General features: G+C 41.5%; 16 protein-coding genes and 1 pseudogene. 8 read left to right on the forward strand and 9 right to left on the reverse strand.

The genetic code is table 11. The features are described from left to right. Positions 1-129 precede the first annotated feature (129 nt). Positions 130-2,544, forward strand: a complete 2,415-nt coding sequence (locus IQ244_RS08135; RefSeq protein WP_193891859.1) for a heavy metal translocating P-type ATPase — start codon at positions 130-132, stop codon at positions 2,542-2,544. A gap of 179 nt (positions 2,545-2,723) precedes the next feature. Beyond that, positions 2,724-3,233, forward strand: a complete 510-nt coding sequence (locus IQ244_RS08140) for an FHA domain-containing protein (RefSeq protein ID WP_193891862.1) — start codon at positions 2,724-2,726, stop codon at positions 3,231-3,233. Between the two features lie 35 nt (positions 3,234-3,268). Here IQ244_RS08140 and IQ244_RS08145 read toward each other — a convergent pair whose 3' ends face one another. After that, a complete protein-coding gene (locus IQ244_RS08145; protein WP_193891865.1) occupies positions 3,269-4,393 on the reverse strand; it encodes an RNA-guided endonuclease InsQ/TnpB family protein in 1,125 nt (374 codons plus the stop codon). 47 nt (positions 4,394-4,440) lie between these two features. Between IQ244_RS08145 and tnpA the strand changes: the two are divergent. After that, positions 4,441-4,842 (forward strand): annotated as a pseudogene (gene tnpA / locus IQ244_RS08150) (IS200/IS605 family transposase). A 159-nt stretch (positions 4,843-5,001) separates the two neighbouring features. Here tnpA and IQ244_RS08155 read toward each other — a convergent pair. After that, on the reverse strand, positions 5,002-5,349 hold the full coding sequence (locus IQ244_RS08155; protein WP_193891867.1) for a hypothetical protein: 348 nt from the start codon (positions 5,347-5,349) through the stop codon (positions 5,002-5,004). 275 nt (positions 5,350-5,624) lie between these two features. Here IQ244_RS08155 and IQ244_RS08160 point away from each other — a divergent pair, with 275 nt between their 5' ends. Further along, positions 5,625-6,545 carry a TIGR01777 family oxidoreductase gene (locus IQ244_RS08160; RefSeq protein WP_193891870.1) on the forward strand — a complete coding sequence of 307 codons (921 nt, stop codon included), beginning with the start codon at positions 5,625-5,627 and terminating at the stop codon, positions 6,543-6,545. Between the two features lie 52 nt (positions 6,546-6,597). Here IQ244_RS08160 and IQ244_RS08165 read toward each other — a convergent pair whose 3' ends face one another. The 3 genes from IQ244_RS08165 to IQ244_RS08175 all read right to left on the reverse strand — a co-directional run bounded on the left by IQ244_RS08165 (position 6,598) and on the right by IQ244_RS08175 (position 7,820). Next, a complete protein-coding gene (locus tag IQ244_RS08165; RefSeq protein WP_193891874.1) occupies positions 6,598-6,840 on the reverse strand; it encodes a hypothetical protein in 243 nt (80 codons plus the stop codon). Between the two features lie 120 nt (positions 6,841-6,960). Continuing rightward, positions 6,961-7,383, reverse strand: a complete 423-nt coding sequence (locus IQ244_RS08170; protein WP_193891878.1) for a tetratricopeptide repeat protein — start codon at positions 7,381-7,383, stop codon at positions 6,961-6,963. A gap of 80 nt (positions 7,384-7,463) precedes the next feature. Next, complete coding sequence (locus IQ244_RS08175; RefSeq protein ID WP_193891880.1) at positions 7,464-7,820, reverse strand: iron-sulfur cluster assembly accessory protein; 357 nt, start codon at positions 7,818-7,820, stop codon at positions 7,464-7,466. Positions 7,821-8,138: 318 nt separating this feature from the next. On the opposite strand from IQ244_RS08175, the gene IQ244_RS08180 reads away from it, so the two are divergent. Together IQ244_RS08180 and IQ244_RS08185 are read left to right on the forward strand one after the other, a co-directional pair. Next, positions 8,139-9,770, forward strand: coding sequence for a DUF6930 domain-containing protein (locus IQ244_RS08180; protein ID WP_193891884.1), 1,632 nt, complete (start codon positions 8,139-8,141; stop codon positions 9,768-9,770). 1,584 nt (positions 9,771-11,354) lie between these two features. Next, a complete protein-coding gene (locus tag IQ244_RS08185) occupies positions 11,355-11,528 on the forward strand; it encodes a CopG family transcriptional regulator (RefSeq protein ID WP_062297584.1) in 174 nt (57 codons plus the stop codon). A gap of 181 nt (positions 11,529-11,709) precedes the next feature. On the opposite strand, the gene IQ244_RS08190 is transcribed toward IQ244_RS08185, so the two are convergent. Then, complete coding sequence (locus tag IQ244_RS08190) at positions 11,710-11,895, reverse strand: hypothetical protein (RefSeq protein WP_193891887.1); 186 nt, start codon at positions 11,893-11,895, stop codon at positions 11,710-11,712. Between IQ244_RS08190 and zds the strand changes: the two genes are divergently transcribed. Both zds and IQ244_RS08200 read left to right on the forward strand, forming a co-directional pair. Continuing rightward, entirely contained in the window at positions 11,883-13,322 is a 1,440-nt protein-coding gene (gene zds, locus IQ244_RS08195; protein ID WP_193891890.1) for a 9,9'-di-cis-zeta-carotene desaturase, read from the forward strand. The two genes, IQ244_RS08190 and zds, sit on opposite strands and share 13 nt — an antisense overlap. Positions 13,323-13,346: 24 nt before the next feature. Further along, positions 13,347-13,790, forward strand: a complete 444-nt coding sequence (locus IQ244_RS08200; protein ID WP_096577730.1) for an SRPBCC family protein — start codon at positions 13,347-13,349, stop codon at positions 13,788-13,790. Positions 13,791-13,888: 98 nt separating this feature from the next. On the opposite strand, the gene IQ244_RS08205 is transcribed toward IQ244_RS08200, so the two are convergent. The 3 genes from IQ244_RS08205 to IQ244_RS08215 form a co-directional block, all read right to left on the reverse strand. After that, positions 13,889-14,107 carry a type II toxin-antitoxin system HicB family antitoxin gene (locus tag IQ244_RS08205; RefSeq protein ID WP_193891893.1) on the reverse strand — a complete coding sequence of 73 codons (219 nt, stop codon included), beginning with the start codon at positions 14,105-14,107 and terminating at the stop codon, positions 13,889-13,891. After that, a complete protein-coding gene (locus tag IQ244_RS08210; RefSeq protein ID WP_193891896.1) occupies positions 14,100-14,312 on the reverse strand; it encodes a type II toxin-antitoxin system HicA family toxin in 213 nt (70 codons plus the stop codon). Before IQ244_RS08210 ends, IQ244_RS08205 begins: the two co-directional genes overlap by 8 nt. Before the next feature lie 61 nt (positions 14,313-14,373). Then, positions 14,374-14,613 carry a 2Fe-2S iron-sulfur cluster-binding protein gene (locus IQ244_RS08215; RefSeq protein WP_193891899.1) on the reverse strand — a complete coding sequence of 80 codons (240 nt, stop codon included), beginning with the start codon at positions 14,611-14,613 and terminating at the stop codon, positions 14,374-14,376. Positions 14,614-14,623 lie beyond the last annotated feature (10 nt).

Below are 14,623 nucleotides of genomic sequence, written 5' to 3' on the forward strand. Positions count from 1 at the left end.
AAGCCCAAGGACAAATAAAGAAAATTAATGTTATTGACATTCAGTCATAGTTCCTGATTTCGCCTACCCTCGAAATAGAGACGCTTTTAGTCAGGCGTTAAATGTTCGTAGCGAATCCAAAAACTTGCCATGCAACTTGTGCCGAAAACGAACCTTGACCTAGAACAAACCCCAACATCCGAGACCATTATTCTAGATGTGGGAGGGATGAAGTGTGCTGGGTGTGTAAGTGCTGTAGAACGTCAGCTAACCCAATATCCAGGGGTCAAGACTGCCTGCGTGAATTTGGCGACAGAAGTAGCAGTCGTAGAGTCAGAAGTTGGAACGATAGATCCCGATGCACTGGCAAAGCGATTAACCACCGCTGGATTCCCAACTCAACCCCGCAAATCTAGTCACCAAAGTGCTTTAGAAGATTCTGCAAAAAGACAGCACCAAGAAATGCGTTCTGCATTCCAACAACTAGCGATCGCTGGTATATTACTGGTGTTGTCCGGAATTGGGCATTTCAGCAGCATTATTAACGTAAATTTGCCCATTTTGGACAACATCTGGTTTCATTGTGGACTAGCAACACTGGCACTTTTATTTCCTGGTCGTCCTATCATTATTGATGGTTGGCTAGGTTGGCGGCGCAACAGTCCCAATATGAACACCTTAGTGGGTTTGGGAACACTCACCGCTTACACCGCCAGTTTAGTAGCACTGTTATTCCCGCAAATGGGTTGGGAGTGCTTCTTTGATGAACCAGTGATGATGTTAGGCTTTATCCTGCTGGGTAGAACATTAGAGCGACAAGCCAGAGGTAAAGCGGCGGCGGCTTTTAGACAATTACTCGCACTCCAACCACAAGTAGCCCGATTGATTCCCAACCCAGACCCAGAAAAATATGGAGTAGGGGCTAACAGTCTGGAAATCCCCGCAGAACAAGTACGAGTGGGTGAATGGTTGCAGGTATTGCCTGGAGATAAAATTCCCGTAGATGGCGAAGTTCGTTTTGGGCAAACAACCATAGATGAGTCGATGTTAACAGGTGAAGCCGTACCTGTAATTAAGCAACCAGGGGATATAGTCACCGCAGGCACCTTAAACCAATCAGGTGCGATCGCCATTCAGGCAACTCGTACAGGCGACGATACCACTTTGGCGCAAATTGTCGCCTTAGTGGAAGCAGCCCAAACCCGTAAAGCACCTGTACAAAAATTAGCTGATAAAGTAGCTGGTTACTTCACCTACGGCGTGTTGACAGCCTCTTTATTAACCTTTATCTTTTGGTACTTTTACGGCACCCACATCTGGCCGGATCTCACCATCTCCAGTGGGATGAGTGGTATGGAAATGATGAGTCACTCAGCACCCAGCACTCACCACGAGCTGAACGCCCCGCTACCGCTAACACCACTCCTAACCAGCTTAAAACTAGCGATCGCCGTTATGGTAGTCGCTTGTCCCTGTGCTTTAGGATTAGCCACACCTACAGCTATTCTCGTCGGCACTGGCATAGGCGCAGAAAAAGGTTTATTAATCAAAGGCGGTGATGTTTTAGAAAAAGTCCACAAACTAGATACCATAGTCTTTGATAAAACTGGTACTCTCACCACAGGTAATCCTACTGTGACTGATTGCCTGGAAATTTCTCCTTACCAACTCCCCACGTCTTACTCCCTGATTCAACTAGCCGCCGCTGTTGAAAGTGGTACATACCATCCCCTTGCCAAAGCAATTCAGCAAGAAATACAACGCCAACAGTTAACTATTCCTAACGCGGTAGACTTCCATACCGAACCAGGATTAGGAGTGTCTGCGGTTATAGAAAATACAACAGTGCTGTTAGGCAATCAAGATTGGTTAAGTTGGCACGGAGTTGCTGTGAGTGAAACCGCCCAACAAGAAATTCAAAGACTAGCAACAGCAGGTAAAACACTTGTTTGCATAGCCGTTGGCGGTAGTTTAACGGGACTTATAGCTATTCAAGATACCCTTAGACCAGATGCCCAAACCACAGTAGATAAATTGCGCCAACTAAGTTTAAGAGTCATGCTACTCAGTGGCGATCGCCCAGAAGCGGCAAGTGCGATCGGTAAACAACTAGGATTAGATAGTGGTGATATCATCGCCGGAGTTCCCCCCAGTAAAAAAGCTGCCTTTATCCAAGAATTACAGACAAAATCTGCGGCTAAAGTGGCAATGGTGGGGGATGGTATTAATGATGCGCCCGCCTTATCCCAAGCAGATGTTGGCATTGCCTTACACTCAGGCACAGATGTGGCAATGGAAACAGCAGAAATTGTCTTGATGCGCGATCGTTTAAGTGACGTTGTAGAATCAATTGCGCTGAGTCGTGCCACATTCAACAAAATCCGGCAAAATTTATTTTGGGCTTTTGCATACAATACCTTGGGTATTCCTTTAGCCGCAGGTGTTTTGTTACCTAGTATGGGTTTTGTTCTCAGTCCTTCCAACGCTGCTGCACTCATGGCCTTTAGCTCAGTTAGCGTTGTCACTAACTCTATACTCTTGCGGAGACTAGCTCATCGCCCATAAAAACGGCTATTGAATGTCAAAATGCAAACTAAATGTCGGTTTTTACCAACTCAGGTTAAACTAAATCGATAGTTAGATGTTACACATCTTTGAGAGTAGGACGCGAATGTTCTACTCTTCTCAGTCAGAATAGCTTTCAAGTTTGTCAGAGTTATTACCACAGACTGTAGTACGCCAGAATGGTAGGAAATAATCATAGACCAACATTAATCAATCAAAATTTCGCTGATAGTCATAACGATACATCAATGGCACCAGAAACTAATGAAAGCCATCTACTGATTCTTGAAGATGATCAAGGTCGCAAAGAATTTTCTCTAGAAAGTTCTGTTTACTCCATTGGCAGAGACCGGGATTGCAACATCCGTTTAGTCTCTCAGTTTGTCTCTCGCCGTCATGCTACCTTAGTTAGATTGCCAAGAGGGCAAAATAGTCATAGCTATTACTATCGGATTGTCGATGGTGATGCTAAAGGTAAACCCAGTGCCAACGGATTGATGATTAACGGGCGCAAAATCCCAGCCCACGATTTAAAAAATGAAGACGAAATCGTTTTTGGCCCCCAGGTACGTGCCATTTATTACCTATTGAGAAATACTCAGCGCTCAGGACAAACAGATTCCAGCGAATATGATATTACCCTCATCAACCCTGGCATGACTGACGATTCAGAAGATATGGAAGGTTGAGCAATTCCCCGTTTTGAAAACGGGGGATTCAGGCATCAGACAGAGATTGCAGTCTGGGACTGTCTAACATCTCCTACGCCTAGAGTCGAACTCCCGACTCTTTGAATATTCAAGCTGGCGTTTCCATCTCGGTCATTTTTAGATTGACATGAAGGACATCGCCAACGTCTAATTGACAAATCTAAGTTTTCTAAAATATGCCCACAGCTAGAACAGGTTTTGGTTGATGGATACAACTGATCTACAAACACCACCTGTTTGCGCTTCTTTTTGGCGACCCATTCTAAGATTTGTAGAAATTCACCAAAAGCCAAGTCCGATATTTTCCTACCCCAAAGTCGTTGCATTCCTTTAAGGTTTAAGGTTTCAAAACACAGCACATCAAACCTGTCTGTTAACTTATGAGCTAGTTTCCAAAACCAATCACGACGACGGTTAGAAATATCCTCGTACTTGCGTACTAAATTCTTTCTAGCTCGTTCTCTATTAGATGAGCCTTTAAGTTTTTTGGAATGCTGTCTACTGGCTTTTTTAATAGCGTTGAGGGATTTCTGAAAAAATTGGGGAGACTCAATTTTAGTGCTGTCTGAGCAAGTAAGAAATGTACGCAAACCAAAGTCAAAACCAGCGATTTTACCCGTCTTAACTTCAACTTCTGACTTGCTACCTTCATCAACAACTACAACCATAAACAATTCACCCAATGGTGTACGTTTTATGGTTAAAGTTTTGACATTTCCCTCTATCTCTCTAGACTTCCAAAACTGATAAACTTTGTTCCCAATCTTTACCCTATTCCCACCCAAAAACTTATAACCTGCCTGTTTTAGGGTGAATGACTTGTACTTTTTAACTTTTTTAAATCCTGGCGGTCTAACTCCTTTCTTATTATGTTTAAAAAATAATTGGTAGGACTTCTCAATGCGTTGGCAAATATCTTGTACTGCTTGAGAACCTACCGTCTGCCAATAAGGGTTACGTTTCCGCAGTTTGGCAATATGAGCCTGAAGTTTTGCACAATTTAAATGTTTGCCCCACATCCGGTAGTAGCGTTTGTGCAGAGCAATACAATGGTTGTAGATTAACCCACTCGCATTAATCATGCGTTTGAGGAATCTATTTCTTTTGTGTTGGTACAATTTAAACTTCAAGGTTTTCATTTGATTATAATATCATGGTTGTGTAGATAGTCACTATTCATCTATAGATGAAAACCACATACAAGCATTACAATCACTCAATAGGTTTAGCCACTGTTCACCTAGTCTGCATACCATGTAGGCGTAGAAGAGTTTTTGCTAATAATGAAAAATTAAAATTACGGTGTATTGAGATATTTAAGTCGGTTGCTAATGATAAAAAATGGATCATCAAAGCACTATAAATTGCCCCCGACCATATTCACTTATTGATTGAGTATGATCCGCATCACTCAATATCTCAAGTAGTGAAAGCATTTAGAGTTAGGTCATCAAGATATTTACGACAAGAGTTTCCAGAATTGATGAGATTACCCAGTTTGTGGACTCATTCATATATGTTCGATACTACAGGAAAAGTCAGCACTCAGAAAGTCTTGGAGTATATAAATGACCCACATCACGGATGAATAAATTCAGGAAAGTTCGCTTATATCCCCCGCATAAATGACCGGGGCTTTACGCATCACGACTCGTAAAAACCAGTTAATTTCTGCTAGGTGTTAACTATTTTCAACTACCCAACTTGGCAGAGCTAGCTTTACCCAAAGCTAGCCTAGCAAGCAGCGTCAACCAGCAAGGCTTTCAATTAAATGCCAATGACGGCACTTTTCAATCGACTGCTTGACAAATTCAAACATTTGTCGGCAGTAATTATCCAGTTGGAGTGGTAGTTCTTCATTTTTAATGACGATACTCATCCGGGATTCTGTTTCAGTAGCACTTGATCTGTCAATGAATGCTTCAACCTTGACCAACTTGGAGAACGAAACATTTCCAGGAATCTCACGAGCCAGAATGTAATCGGCGTTGTAATACTGAATTTCCAAATCGCAGCCTTGGAGAAGTTCTAAAAGTAACGGCTGAAGATTGTCAATAGGAATAGAAATAGTAAATGAACAGGTATAGCGAGCCATAATAGCCCCAAGCATTGCAACACTCCGTCCATCGTATAATACCGAAGCCGCCAAACGCTAATTCGTTACAGATTGATTACATAAAGGTACGGGAAAATTAGCTCAAGCTAAGTGCTTTCCCTGAATACCCAAGAGAAACACAAGTTGAAAATTTGATAAAAAACTTTAAAATAAGGCCAATTTACCAAATAATTGCGATCAATGGATTGACAGAACCTAGATGCAGACAGCAATCCAAAATCCAAAATTGTATAAGGCTGTGGTGGAAGTGAATTATGAAAGTAGCAATTACTGGCGCAACAGGATTAGTTGGCAGTCGTTTGGTAGAACGACTCCACAAAGAAGGTCATCAAGTATTGGTGTTAACGCGTAACCCCAACTTTGCTCAAAAGGTTTTTCCACCCGCAAATTTCCCGAATGTCGAGATTGTTACTTATACCCCAACTACATCTGGTGCTTGGCAAGATGCAATTGCTGGTTGTGAAGCGGTCGTTAATCTCGCCGGCGAACCTATTGGTGAGGGACGCTGGACAGCGGAACGGAAACAAGAAATCCTCAATAGTCGTCAGCTAGGTACTCAGAAAATAGTTGAAGCCATAGCCAAAGCCAACCTCAAACCTCAAGTATTAATCAATACTTCGGCGATTGGTTACTACGGTACAAGTGAAACCGCAACCTTTGATGAAGCTAGTGTCTCCGGTAATGATTTTCTGGCTCAAGTTTGTCAAGCCTGGGAAGCAGAAGCCTCAAAAGTTAAAGAAGCTGGTGTACGACTCGTAATTCTCCGGTTTGGTATCGTTCTTGGCAATGGTGGTGCCTTAGCCAAAATGATTCCACCTTTCCAACTCTTTGCTGGGGGGCCAATTGGCAGTGGTCGCCAATGGTTCTCTTGGATTCATATTGACGATTTAGTTAATTTAATTTTGCAAGCTTTGAGCCAGTCAGACATGGAAGGGGTGTATAACGCCACTGCTCCGAGTCCAGTCAGAATGAATGATCTGAGTCAAACTTTAGGACAAGTATTACATCGTCCTTCTTGGTTACCTGTTCCAGCTTTTGCCATTGAAGCCCTTCTTGGAGATGGAGCGATTGTGGTGTTAGAAGGTCAACAAGTTTTGCCAAAACGTACCTTAGAATCAGGTTTTGCCTATGAATATCCGAATTTGCTCCCAGCTTTACAGCAAATTTTAAGATAAAAGTCAATAGTTAATAGCCAAAAACTTTGGACTATTGACTATTGACAAATAACTAATCAGCCTGAAATTTGCGAGATACCCAACTGATAATTCCGCTGAGAATTGCACCCCCCATGAGGATGCCAATCGCTGGGTTAAATACTGGCTGCCAAAGCTTGTGCCATAAATCAAGACCCAAATTTATCCCCGCAGCATCACCAAAAACGGCGATCGCAAACCAACCAAAGCCAAATAAAACTAAGAATACATCGGCTACCAAAATCAAGTTCAGCCAATTTAACAATTTATCTTTCATATCGAGATTGGAGACTAGGGACTAGGGACAGGGGCTAGAGACTAGGAATTAGCTATGAGAACGTGTGTAGTCGGAGGGATGTTATCTCACCTCTAACCTCTAGCCCCTAGTCTCTAACAACTATTCTTCAAATAACCACTTCTGGACTTTTAGTAGACTATCCCACTCAGGTTTTCTAGTCAGACCGTCTTCAATACTATTTTTAATTTCATCGCGCCATTCAGGGTTGACCAAGAATAGCTGTTGTACAGCATCAATGTGTTGACGCAAGCCTTTTTGACCAGTTTCTAGCATTGCTAAAGCTAGATTGACTCTGGCTTGCGGGTCTTGTGGGCTTAACTTGACTGCTTTCTGTGCGGCTTTATAAGCGGAGTTGCCTTTGTCATCTAACAGATACAACCATGCTAAACAAATCCAAGCTGCACTAGTTTTAGGAGCGCGATCGCATACCTCCTTAAACACAGGGATCAACGAATCCACTGCTTCGCCAGCTTTATAGCGTTCCAAACCTGTATCAAACAGGGATTCAACGGTGTTAGTCATTAGTCATTAGTCATTAGTCAATGGTCAATGGTCAATGGTCATGAGTAAATACAAAGGACAATTGACAATTGACAATCTTACTACACACCAAATGACTTACCACAACCACAGGTTTGGTTAGCGTTGGGATTAGTGAACTGAAAACCACCGCCAATCATCGCATCGCTATAGTCAAGCATTAAGCCATAGAGGTACAGCAAGCTTTTGCGATCGCAAATAATTTGGAAACCATCATAGTCAAAAACTTCATCCTGCGGGGTGATCTTGCTTGTATCCTCAAAGTCCATCATGTAAGACATCCCGGAGCATCCGCCTTGTCTCACGCCTACCCGCAGGCACAAATCTTGCCCTTGCTTGTCTTGCAGAAGTTTGACTTGGCGCAAGGCGGTTTCGCTTAACAAAATGCCACGTTGTTGAGGCTGTGTTGCTTGTGTCATCTTTTATTAACTCCTTAATAACTAGTAACCTGATAGAAGCTGATGATTGCGGCTGGGCTAATTGATAGTTTTTGTATATATTTTAGCGACATTAAGGCCAGAAATTGCCAATTGTAAACACTCCATCAAAAGCAGCCAAAGCTTTTTATTCTAGAATTGAGAGACTCGGTATATTTAGAGATTCGGTATTTTCAGAATTTAAGCCTTGTTGCAACCTGAGTCGCAATCCCTCTTCAGTTGCAGCCCGGACAGTCTCCTCCCAGGCTACCCATCCCCAACCATTGACACGCAAATTGCTTCCTTTGATTAACTGACTCTATGACAAGTTTTAATCGCTCTACCAGTCGTCGGTTGAATAAATTACCTCAAATTCCTTCTGTATGGGAGGGCGATCGCCGTCCATTATCATCACCAATCCCGCATTCAGATTCGTCTGCCAATGGTGATTGCATTCTTTGGGTTGATGGCTCACAAGGTGTTGTCCGTGGGATGGATGTAGTACCCCCCGAAACAGGCCCAGAAGCAATTGTTCGCACCCTGATGCGTGCAATAGAACATCCTCATAGCCCGGCTAAACCTGCTAGACCGCACAAAATTGTGGTCAGAGACCGAGAAATTCAATTCTATCTCCGTGGCGTACTGCAAGATTTGGATATTGTCATTGACTACGCCCCAGAATTACCGTTAATTGATGAATTATTTCGCGGCTTTGCGGAAGTTGTTGATAGCCAAATCCCAGATTTACCCCCACAGTATGCCCAAGCTTTGCAAGAAAAAGCATTGGCTCTTTGGCAAGCAGCTCCTTGGGAATTTTTAGAAGAGCAACAAATCTTATCTATAGAAATTAATAAATGGGATGTCGGGACACTTTACGCCTCAGTTATGGGGATGTTGGGAATGGAGTATGGCATTTTGTTTTATCGTTCGGAAGAATCACTCCAGCGATTTCGAGCCGCCGTTCTCCAACATGAAGATTCACAAGGGCGCTTAGAGGAAGCTTTTCTCAAGCAAGATTGTCTGTTTCTCACTTTTGAAAATCTCGATGCTGATGACGAAGATGAGGAGGACATTGACGATTTAGCAGAGATGCCTGTATCAGAAATGTCCCCAACTTTCGGCACCATTCACCCGTTAGAAGGACTGCGGTCTGTTTTATATGACGAAGAGGCGCTAGTTGTTTACGTCGCTTTAGAAAGTCTTTGTCGCTTCATTCGTGACCATCGTCGGCAGTTACGTGATGAAACTTTTCCCGAACTCAGTCATCGCTATCGAATTTCTCTACCAGAATCAGATACCGCAACGAAGTCAGTATCTGTGACTGTCGCTTCTATGCCACAATTGGCAGCTGAGTTGGAGGAAATGGCGGGTTTTGGTGTTTCAGAATCAGATATAGAAACACCCGATTTACCCATATTCCGGTCTTTACGTGATGACTTAATTCCTGAAGATTCTTTTCTCAGTTTGGGCGTGGTGTCTTGGGAGATGTTGGAGTATCTACGTAAAGGCGTGACTTATCATCCAGCCGGCGAAATTAAACAGGTCGGCGATGGATTACCTGTAATTCTGGTGCAAACTTCCCGCCCCAAAGCCAAAACTGTAATTGAAAGTATCGAAGCGGCTGGTGGGTTACAAGCAATTTGCTTTAATCCCGGATCTGATCCTTTTGATGGCGATCGCTACGATTTGGGTTTGTTACAAACTCAAAATGGTGAATTGTTCTTGTTCGGTGAATTTTTAGATGATGATCCCATCCATGTCGAAGCTCGCAAAAAATGGAATCAGCGGTGTAAAAATACCAAAGGTTATTGCGGTTTAATCATTGCCAAAGGGTTAATGGGATCGGCTCGTGGTAATCCCCAACTGCGCGACATGATGGCTTTGTTTGAGGCGCGATCGCTTTCACCAAAAGATTTAGGTCTTGGGACTCTGCAACTGATACCGCAGCTGTAATTTCCACAAACACTCGCCAATCACCATAACTACAGTTTTTTGGTGTTCAGATGTACTTCATTGCTCTGAATTCAAGGCAGTCTTTTTTGCCTACATCAGGGACAAACAACATCAGTAAGTCGGTGGAAATAAACTTAACGACAGCTTTTGCCGCTTCACTCCCTGAAAAATATATTAAATTCAGGATTTATTTAGCTGACAAGTGAAATAGAAGTATAGGCAAAAGAATTTGCCTTGTTAGGCGATGATAGCAACCAAGAATCATGGCATTTTTTCCGAAGATTCGTGGTGTTTTTCCCATATCTCCTATACGATTTCACTGTTGGCTTAATTACTTTATACAAAGTTCATGAAGCCTAGATATTCTTTGGCTTTTCCGTAATTTTTTGACTAAATTATGCCAGTCGCCATAGAGATAATTTTTTCTCCAATTAATTAGGAGAGCAGATCAGCTTTGAACTTTATCCTAAAAATTTAAAATTATTCTTTTTCTTGATAATTATCAACACCATTTTTCCAGGAAATTACTTAAAACTTTATTTGCTCCGAAATTTCTTTATATTTTTTTTATAAACTTTAAAAAACCTAGTACTCAAGTATTAAATGAAGATTATTTAAAGCCTAAAAATCATGGTTATAATAGCCTTAACACTAAAAATCAAGCAAATATTACCTTATACGGTGAGTGCTTACTAAATAATTTATTATTTGAATTTACAAGGAGGGCAAATTTGGGTTTGCATTGATTTTTAGACAGACAAATTTATAGTTTTGTCTAACTTTGTAGTGAAAACTTACTACATTTTTATTCACTCAATAAATAGACGTTTGTCTTAATTAATAAGCTCATTAAGTGAAGACAGTGGTATGTGCAGAAAAAAGATATTTAAATATTTACGAAAATCTTTGATGATAATTCGTAAATAACCCAAACATCACTGTATTAATAACTTGAGTAGTTACACATAAAAATTCCAATTTCACTAATTGAGATAGAGGAACTAATCAATGATGACTTAAACAATCAACATAGATTTATTTGTAGATATCTCTACACCCAATGAGTACCAAAAAAACAGTCGCTAGATCAAAGTAAATACTTCTAACATGAGAGCGATCGCTTATAGGTGCGTACTATTGGGTAATTACCAGTCAAATATACACACCTTATAACCAGTAGACTTATTAGGGTCTCAAGTTGCTCACAAGATTGTCTCTCAAGTAGTGTGCGCTGATCTCATAAAGCAAAAAAGTTGAAATACTTTCTGTAAATAAAAATATTGGGAATCTCGATTGAGTGAAACTTAGGTATCTCAAATTAATTTATAGAATTTAATTGTCAGGTTTTCTTGAAAACATCACTAGTACGATTGTTACAAGACATGAATGTACACCAATGACTTTTCCTGCCACAATAGTAATCCCGTTATTATTATCTTCTCGGAAAATGATGAATAATTTGACAAAATGACGATTTTTTGTGTCTATAGCATTGCTTGTTTCTTGACACAAACTCTGATAATCTTATTCCTCCTTGTATGGAGTCTTTTGTCGTTTTGATGGTGTTAATATACAGCAGATAGCATGATAATGACTAATAAAAAATGGGCCGTTAAACGTATCACTGTGAATTTAGCAACACAGGAAGCAGAGAAACTAGAAAAATATTGTCAGCAGACAGGTAGACCTGCGACAGATGTAATTCGAGAACTGATTCGAGGATTACCAATATCTGATGACAACAAAGAAGCAAAATAGATAGGGAAAATCAGGAATTATTTCCACAGCGTCGTAGATTGTCGCTGGGATACCTAAAAAATACCTATCATGCTTTTTTCAGTCCACCTTTACTAAATTTTGTGTATCTCAACACAGGCATTTTGAAAGCAGTAAATTTAGTGATCAGGAATCAAATAAAGTAATAAAAGCAATTTTATTACTAGTGGGTTAAAACCCATTGTGCATCTACATACTGGTGGACTCCTGATAAATCTCTGGCAATTAACTTCTCACTCAGCGAGTGTAAAACCTCGCAAATAGGCTTGATGTTAGTAGCAAATTCCGACACCAACCCAGTTACAATTTGTAAAGAAACTGAAGAGGTAGGACGGAATGCGCGTTGCAATCGTAGGTGCGGGATTAGCTGGGCTGGCAACCGCTGTAGATTTAGCTGATGCTGGCTGTGAAGTCCAGATTTTTGAGTCCCGTCCGTTTGTTGGTGGTAAAGTCGGCAGTTGGGTAGATGGCGATGGCAATCATGTAGAAATGGGGTTGCACGTCTTCTTTGGCTGCTACTACCAATTATTTGACTTAATGGAAAAAGTGGGGGCGTTGTCACATTTACGCCTAAAAGAACACTCCCATACCTTTATCAATAAAGGTGGACGCACAGGTGCTTTAGATTTTCGCTTTTTCACAGGTGCGCCTTTTAATGGGTTAAAAGCATTTTTTACTACTTCCCAACTATCATTACAAGATAAATTACAAAATGCGATCGCCCTCAGTACCAGCCCCATAGTCCGGGGATTAGTAGACTTCGACGGGGCGATGAAAACCATCCGCAACCTAGATAAAATTAGCTTTGCCGATTGGTTTCGTCGTCACGGTGGTAGTGAAGGTAGCATTAAACGGATGTGGAATCCCATCGCTTATGCGTTGGGATTCATTGACTGCGAAAATATTTCTGCCCGTTGTATGTTGACTATCTTCCAATTTTTCGCCGTCAGAACAGAAGCTTCTGTATTACGGATGTTGGAAGGTTCTCCTGATGGGTTCCTACACAAACCCATTCTCAAATACTTAGAAGCCAGAGGCACAAAAATTTATACTCGTCGCCAAGTACGAGAAATTCAATTTGCTGAAGATGGCGAACAAACCCGCGTTACTGGCATAGTAGTAGCTCAAGGTGATACTACAGAAACCATTACCGCTGATGCCTATGTCTGTGCTTGCGACATTCCCGGAGTTCAGCGAATTTTACCGCAAGATTGGCGAAAATGGTCAGAATTTGACAACATTTATAAATTAGATGCAGTTCCAGTCGCCACCGTCCAGTTGCGCTTTGATGGTTGGGTGACAGAACTGCAAGATGCCGAGCAACGTAGACAACTCAACCATGCAGCAGGCATTGATAACTTACTGTACACTGCTGATGCAGACTTTTCTTGTTTTGCTGACTTAGCGTTAACTAGTCCCAGTGATTACTATCGCCCAGGACAAGGTTCATTGCTGCAACTGGTACTCACACCAGGAGATCCATTTATTAAAGAAAGTAACGAAGCGATCGCCCAACACGTCCTCAAGCAAGTGCATGAACTCTTCCCCTCATCACGGGAACTGAACATGACTTGGTATGGAGTCGTGAAACTTGCTCAATCTCTTTATCGAGAAGCGCCAGGAATGGACGTATACCGTCCTAACCAAAAAACTCCAATACCAAACTTCTTCCTAGCAGGTAGTTATACCCAGCAAGATTATATCGATAGTATGGAAGGTGCGACAATTTCTGGAAGAAGGGCAGCAAAAGCGATTTTAGAGAGTATCAAGCAGTAGCGAACCCCAGAGGAAAACAAGAGAATGTCAGATTGGCTAGAACATAGCGTACAGGTAGAAGTCGAGGCTCCCATTGATTTAGTGTGGAGTCTGTGGTCTGATTTAGAGCAAATGCCTCGTTGGATGAAATGGATTGATTCAGTGAAAATACCGCCCGATGATCCAGAGATATCTATTTGGAAACTTAATACTGGCGGGTTGGAATTTACGTGGAAATCTCAGATTCTCAAAGTTATTCCCAACCAAATTATTCAATGGAAATCAATTGATGGATTGCCCAACCAAGGAGCAATTCGTTTTTACGATCGCCACAATAGTAGTATCGTCAAGCTATCTGTGTCCTATGCCATCCCTGGCATCATTGGCAAAATCATGGATAACTTGTTTTTAGGACGGGTAGTAGAATCAACTATTCAAGCTGATTTAGAAAGGTTTAGACAATATGCCTTGAATGTTAAAGCTAACTAAATTGCCAGCAACTTGCTTGATACAAAGGGAAGGCAAAATCAGGATTTGTGAGCCTTTCCTGAAATACTCAATGCAAGTGTATTATGAATAAATTTAAATTAGGCAACATTAAACACTTTTGGTTGTGGAAGTGAATCACCCACAGTTTCATAAGCAATAATCAAAGATTCCAGTGCTTCAATGCCATTGGCAACAGCTGACTCGTAAGTATCCCCATGAGTGCGCCAACGTTGTCCAGGGAAATCAGGAAATCCTACCAAGAAGCAATCATCTTCTTCAGACCACTGAATCACCATTTGGTACTTGAGTTTACTCATCTTGTTTACTACTCTCTACTGCCTCAATTGCCTGTTTGATTTCCTTTTCTTGGTAGCGTTTAGCATCTGCTCCATCTTTACCCGAAACTGTAATTTTTCCAGCATACAAAGGATGTATCCAGTTAGTGTGACTGCCTTTGCCGGGTAGTTCTTTAAAACCAACTTGGCGAAGCATTTGCTTAAGCTCTCGAATTTTCTTAGGCATTTATTTAAATTTAAATTAATTTACTAATGCCACTCTATCCAAATCTCGAAAAATTCAAAAACTACCAAGTTGGGTCACTAAACAAATGTATTTTCAACTCCTCATCAGTTGGCGGTACTGTGGAAATGCAAGCACGGATGACATCACCATCCTCCAGTTCTACAGTACAGGCGTGACATGAACCCATAAGACAGCCAGTGGGAATAATCACTCCAGCACGTTCGGCTACATCTAAGAGTGCTTCTCCCACTTCGGCATTTATGGTGACATCATCTGGTAAAAATCGCACGCTAACACTCATGAAATTTTCG

This window comes from Nostoc sp. LEGE 06077, assembly GCF_015207705.1.
Classification (GTDB): domain Bacteria; phylum Cyanobacteriota; class Cyanobacteriia; order Cyanobacteriales; family Nostocaceae; genus Nostoc_B.

Coding starts and splice junctions, on each gene's coding strand:
- IQ244_RS08135 (WP_193891859.1), top strand. CDS start 130: ATGCAACTTGTGCCGAAAACGAACCTTGACCTAGAACAAACCCCAACA.
- IQ244_RS08140 (WP_193891862.1), top strand. CDS start 2,724: ATGGTAGGAAATAATCATAGACCAACATTAATCAATCAAAATTTCGCT.
- IQ244_RS08145 (WP_193891865.1), bottom strand. CDS start 4,393: ATGAAAACCTTGAAGTTTAAATTGTACCAACACAAAAGAAATAGATTC.
- IQ244_RS08155 (WP_193891867.1), bottom strand. CDS start 5,349: ATGGCTCGCTATACCTGTTCATTTACTATTTCTATTCCTATTGACAAT.
- IQ244_RS08160 (WP_193891870.1), top strand. CDS start 5,625: ATGAAAGTAGCAATTACTGGCGCAACAGGATTAGTTGGCAGTCGTTTG.
- IQ244_RS08165 (WP_193891874.1), bottom strand. CDS start 6,840: ATGAAAGATAAATTGTTAAATTGGCTGAACTTGATTTTGGTAGCCGAT.
- IQ244_RS08170 (WP_193891878.1), bottom strand. CDS start 7,383: ATGACTAACACCGTTGAATCCCTGTTTGATACAGGTTTGGAACGCTAT.
- IQ244_RS08175 (WP_193891880.1), bottom strand. CDS start 7,820: ATGACACAAGCAACACAGCCTCAACAACGTGGCATTTTGTTAAGCGAA.
- IQ244_RS08180 (WP_193891884.1), top strand. CDS start 8,139: ATGACAAGTTTTAATCGCTCTACCAGTCGTCGGTTGAATAAATTACCT.
- IQ244_RS08185 (WP_062297584.1), top strand. CDS start 11,355: ATGATAATGACTAATAAAAAATGGGCCGTTAAACGTATCACTGTGAAT.
- zds (WP_193891890.1), top strand. CDS start 11,883: ATGCGCGTTGCAATCGTAGGTGCGGGATTAGCTGGGCTGGCAACCGCT.
- IQ244_RS08200 (WP_096577730.1), top strand. CDS start 13,347: ATGTCAGATTGGCTAGAACATAGCGTACAGGTAGAAGTCGAGGCTCCC.
- IQ244_RS08205 (WP_193891893.1), bottom strand. CDS start 14,107: ATGAGTAAACTCAAGTACCAAATGGTGATTCAGTGGTCTGAAGAAGAT.
- IQ244_RS08210 (WP_193891896.1), bottom strand. CDS start 14,312: ATGCCTAAGAAAATTCGAGAGCTTAAGCAAATGCTTCGCCAAGTTGGT.
- IQ244_RS08215 (WP_193891899.1), bottom strand. CDS start 14,613: ATGAGTGTTAGCGTGCGATTTTTACCAGATGATGTCACCATAAATGCC.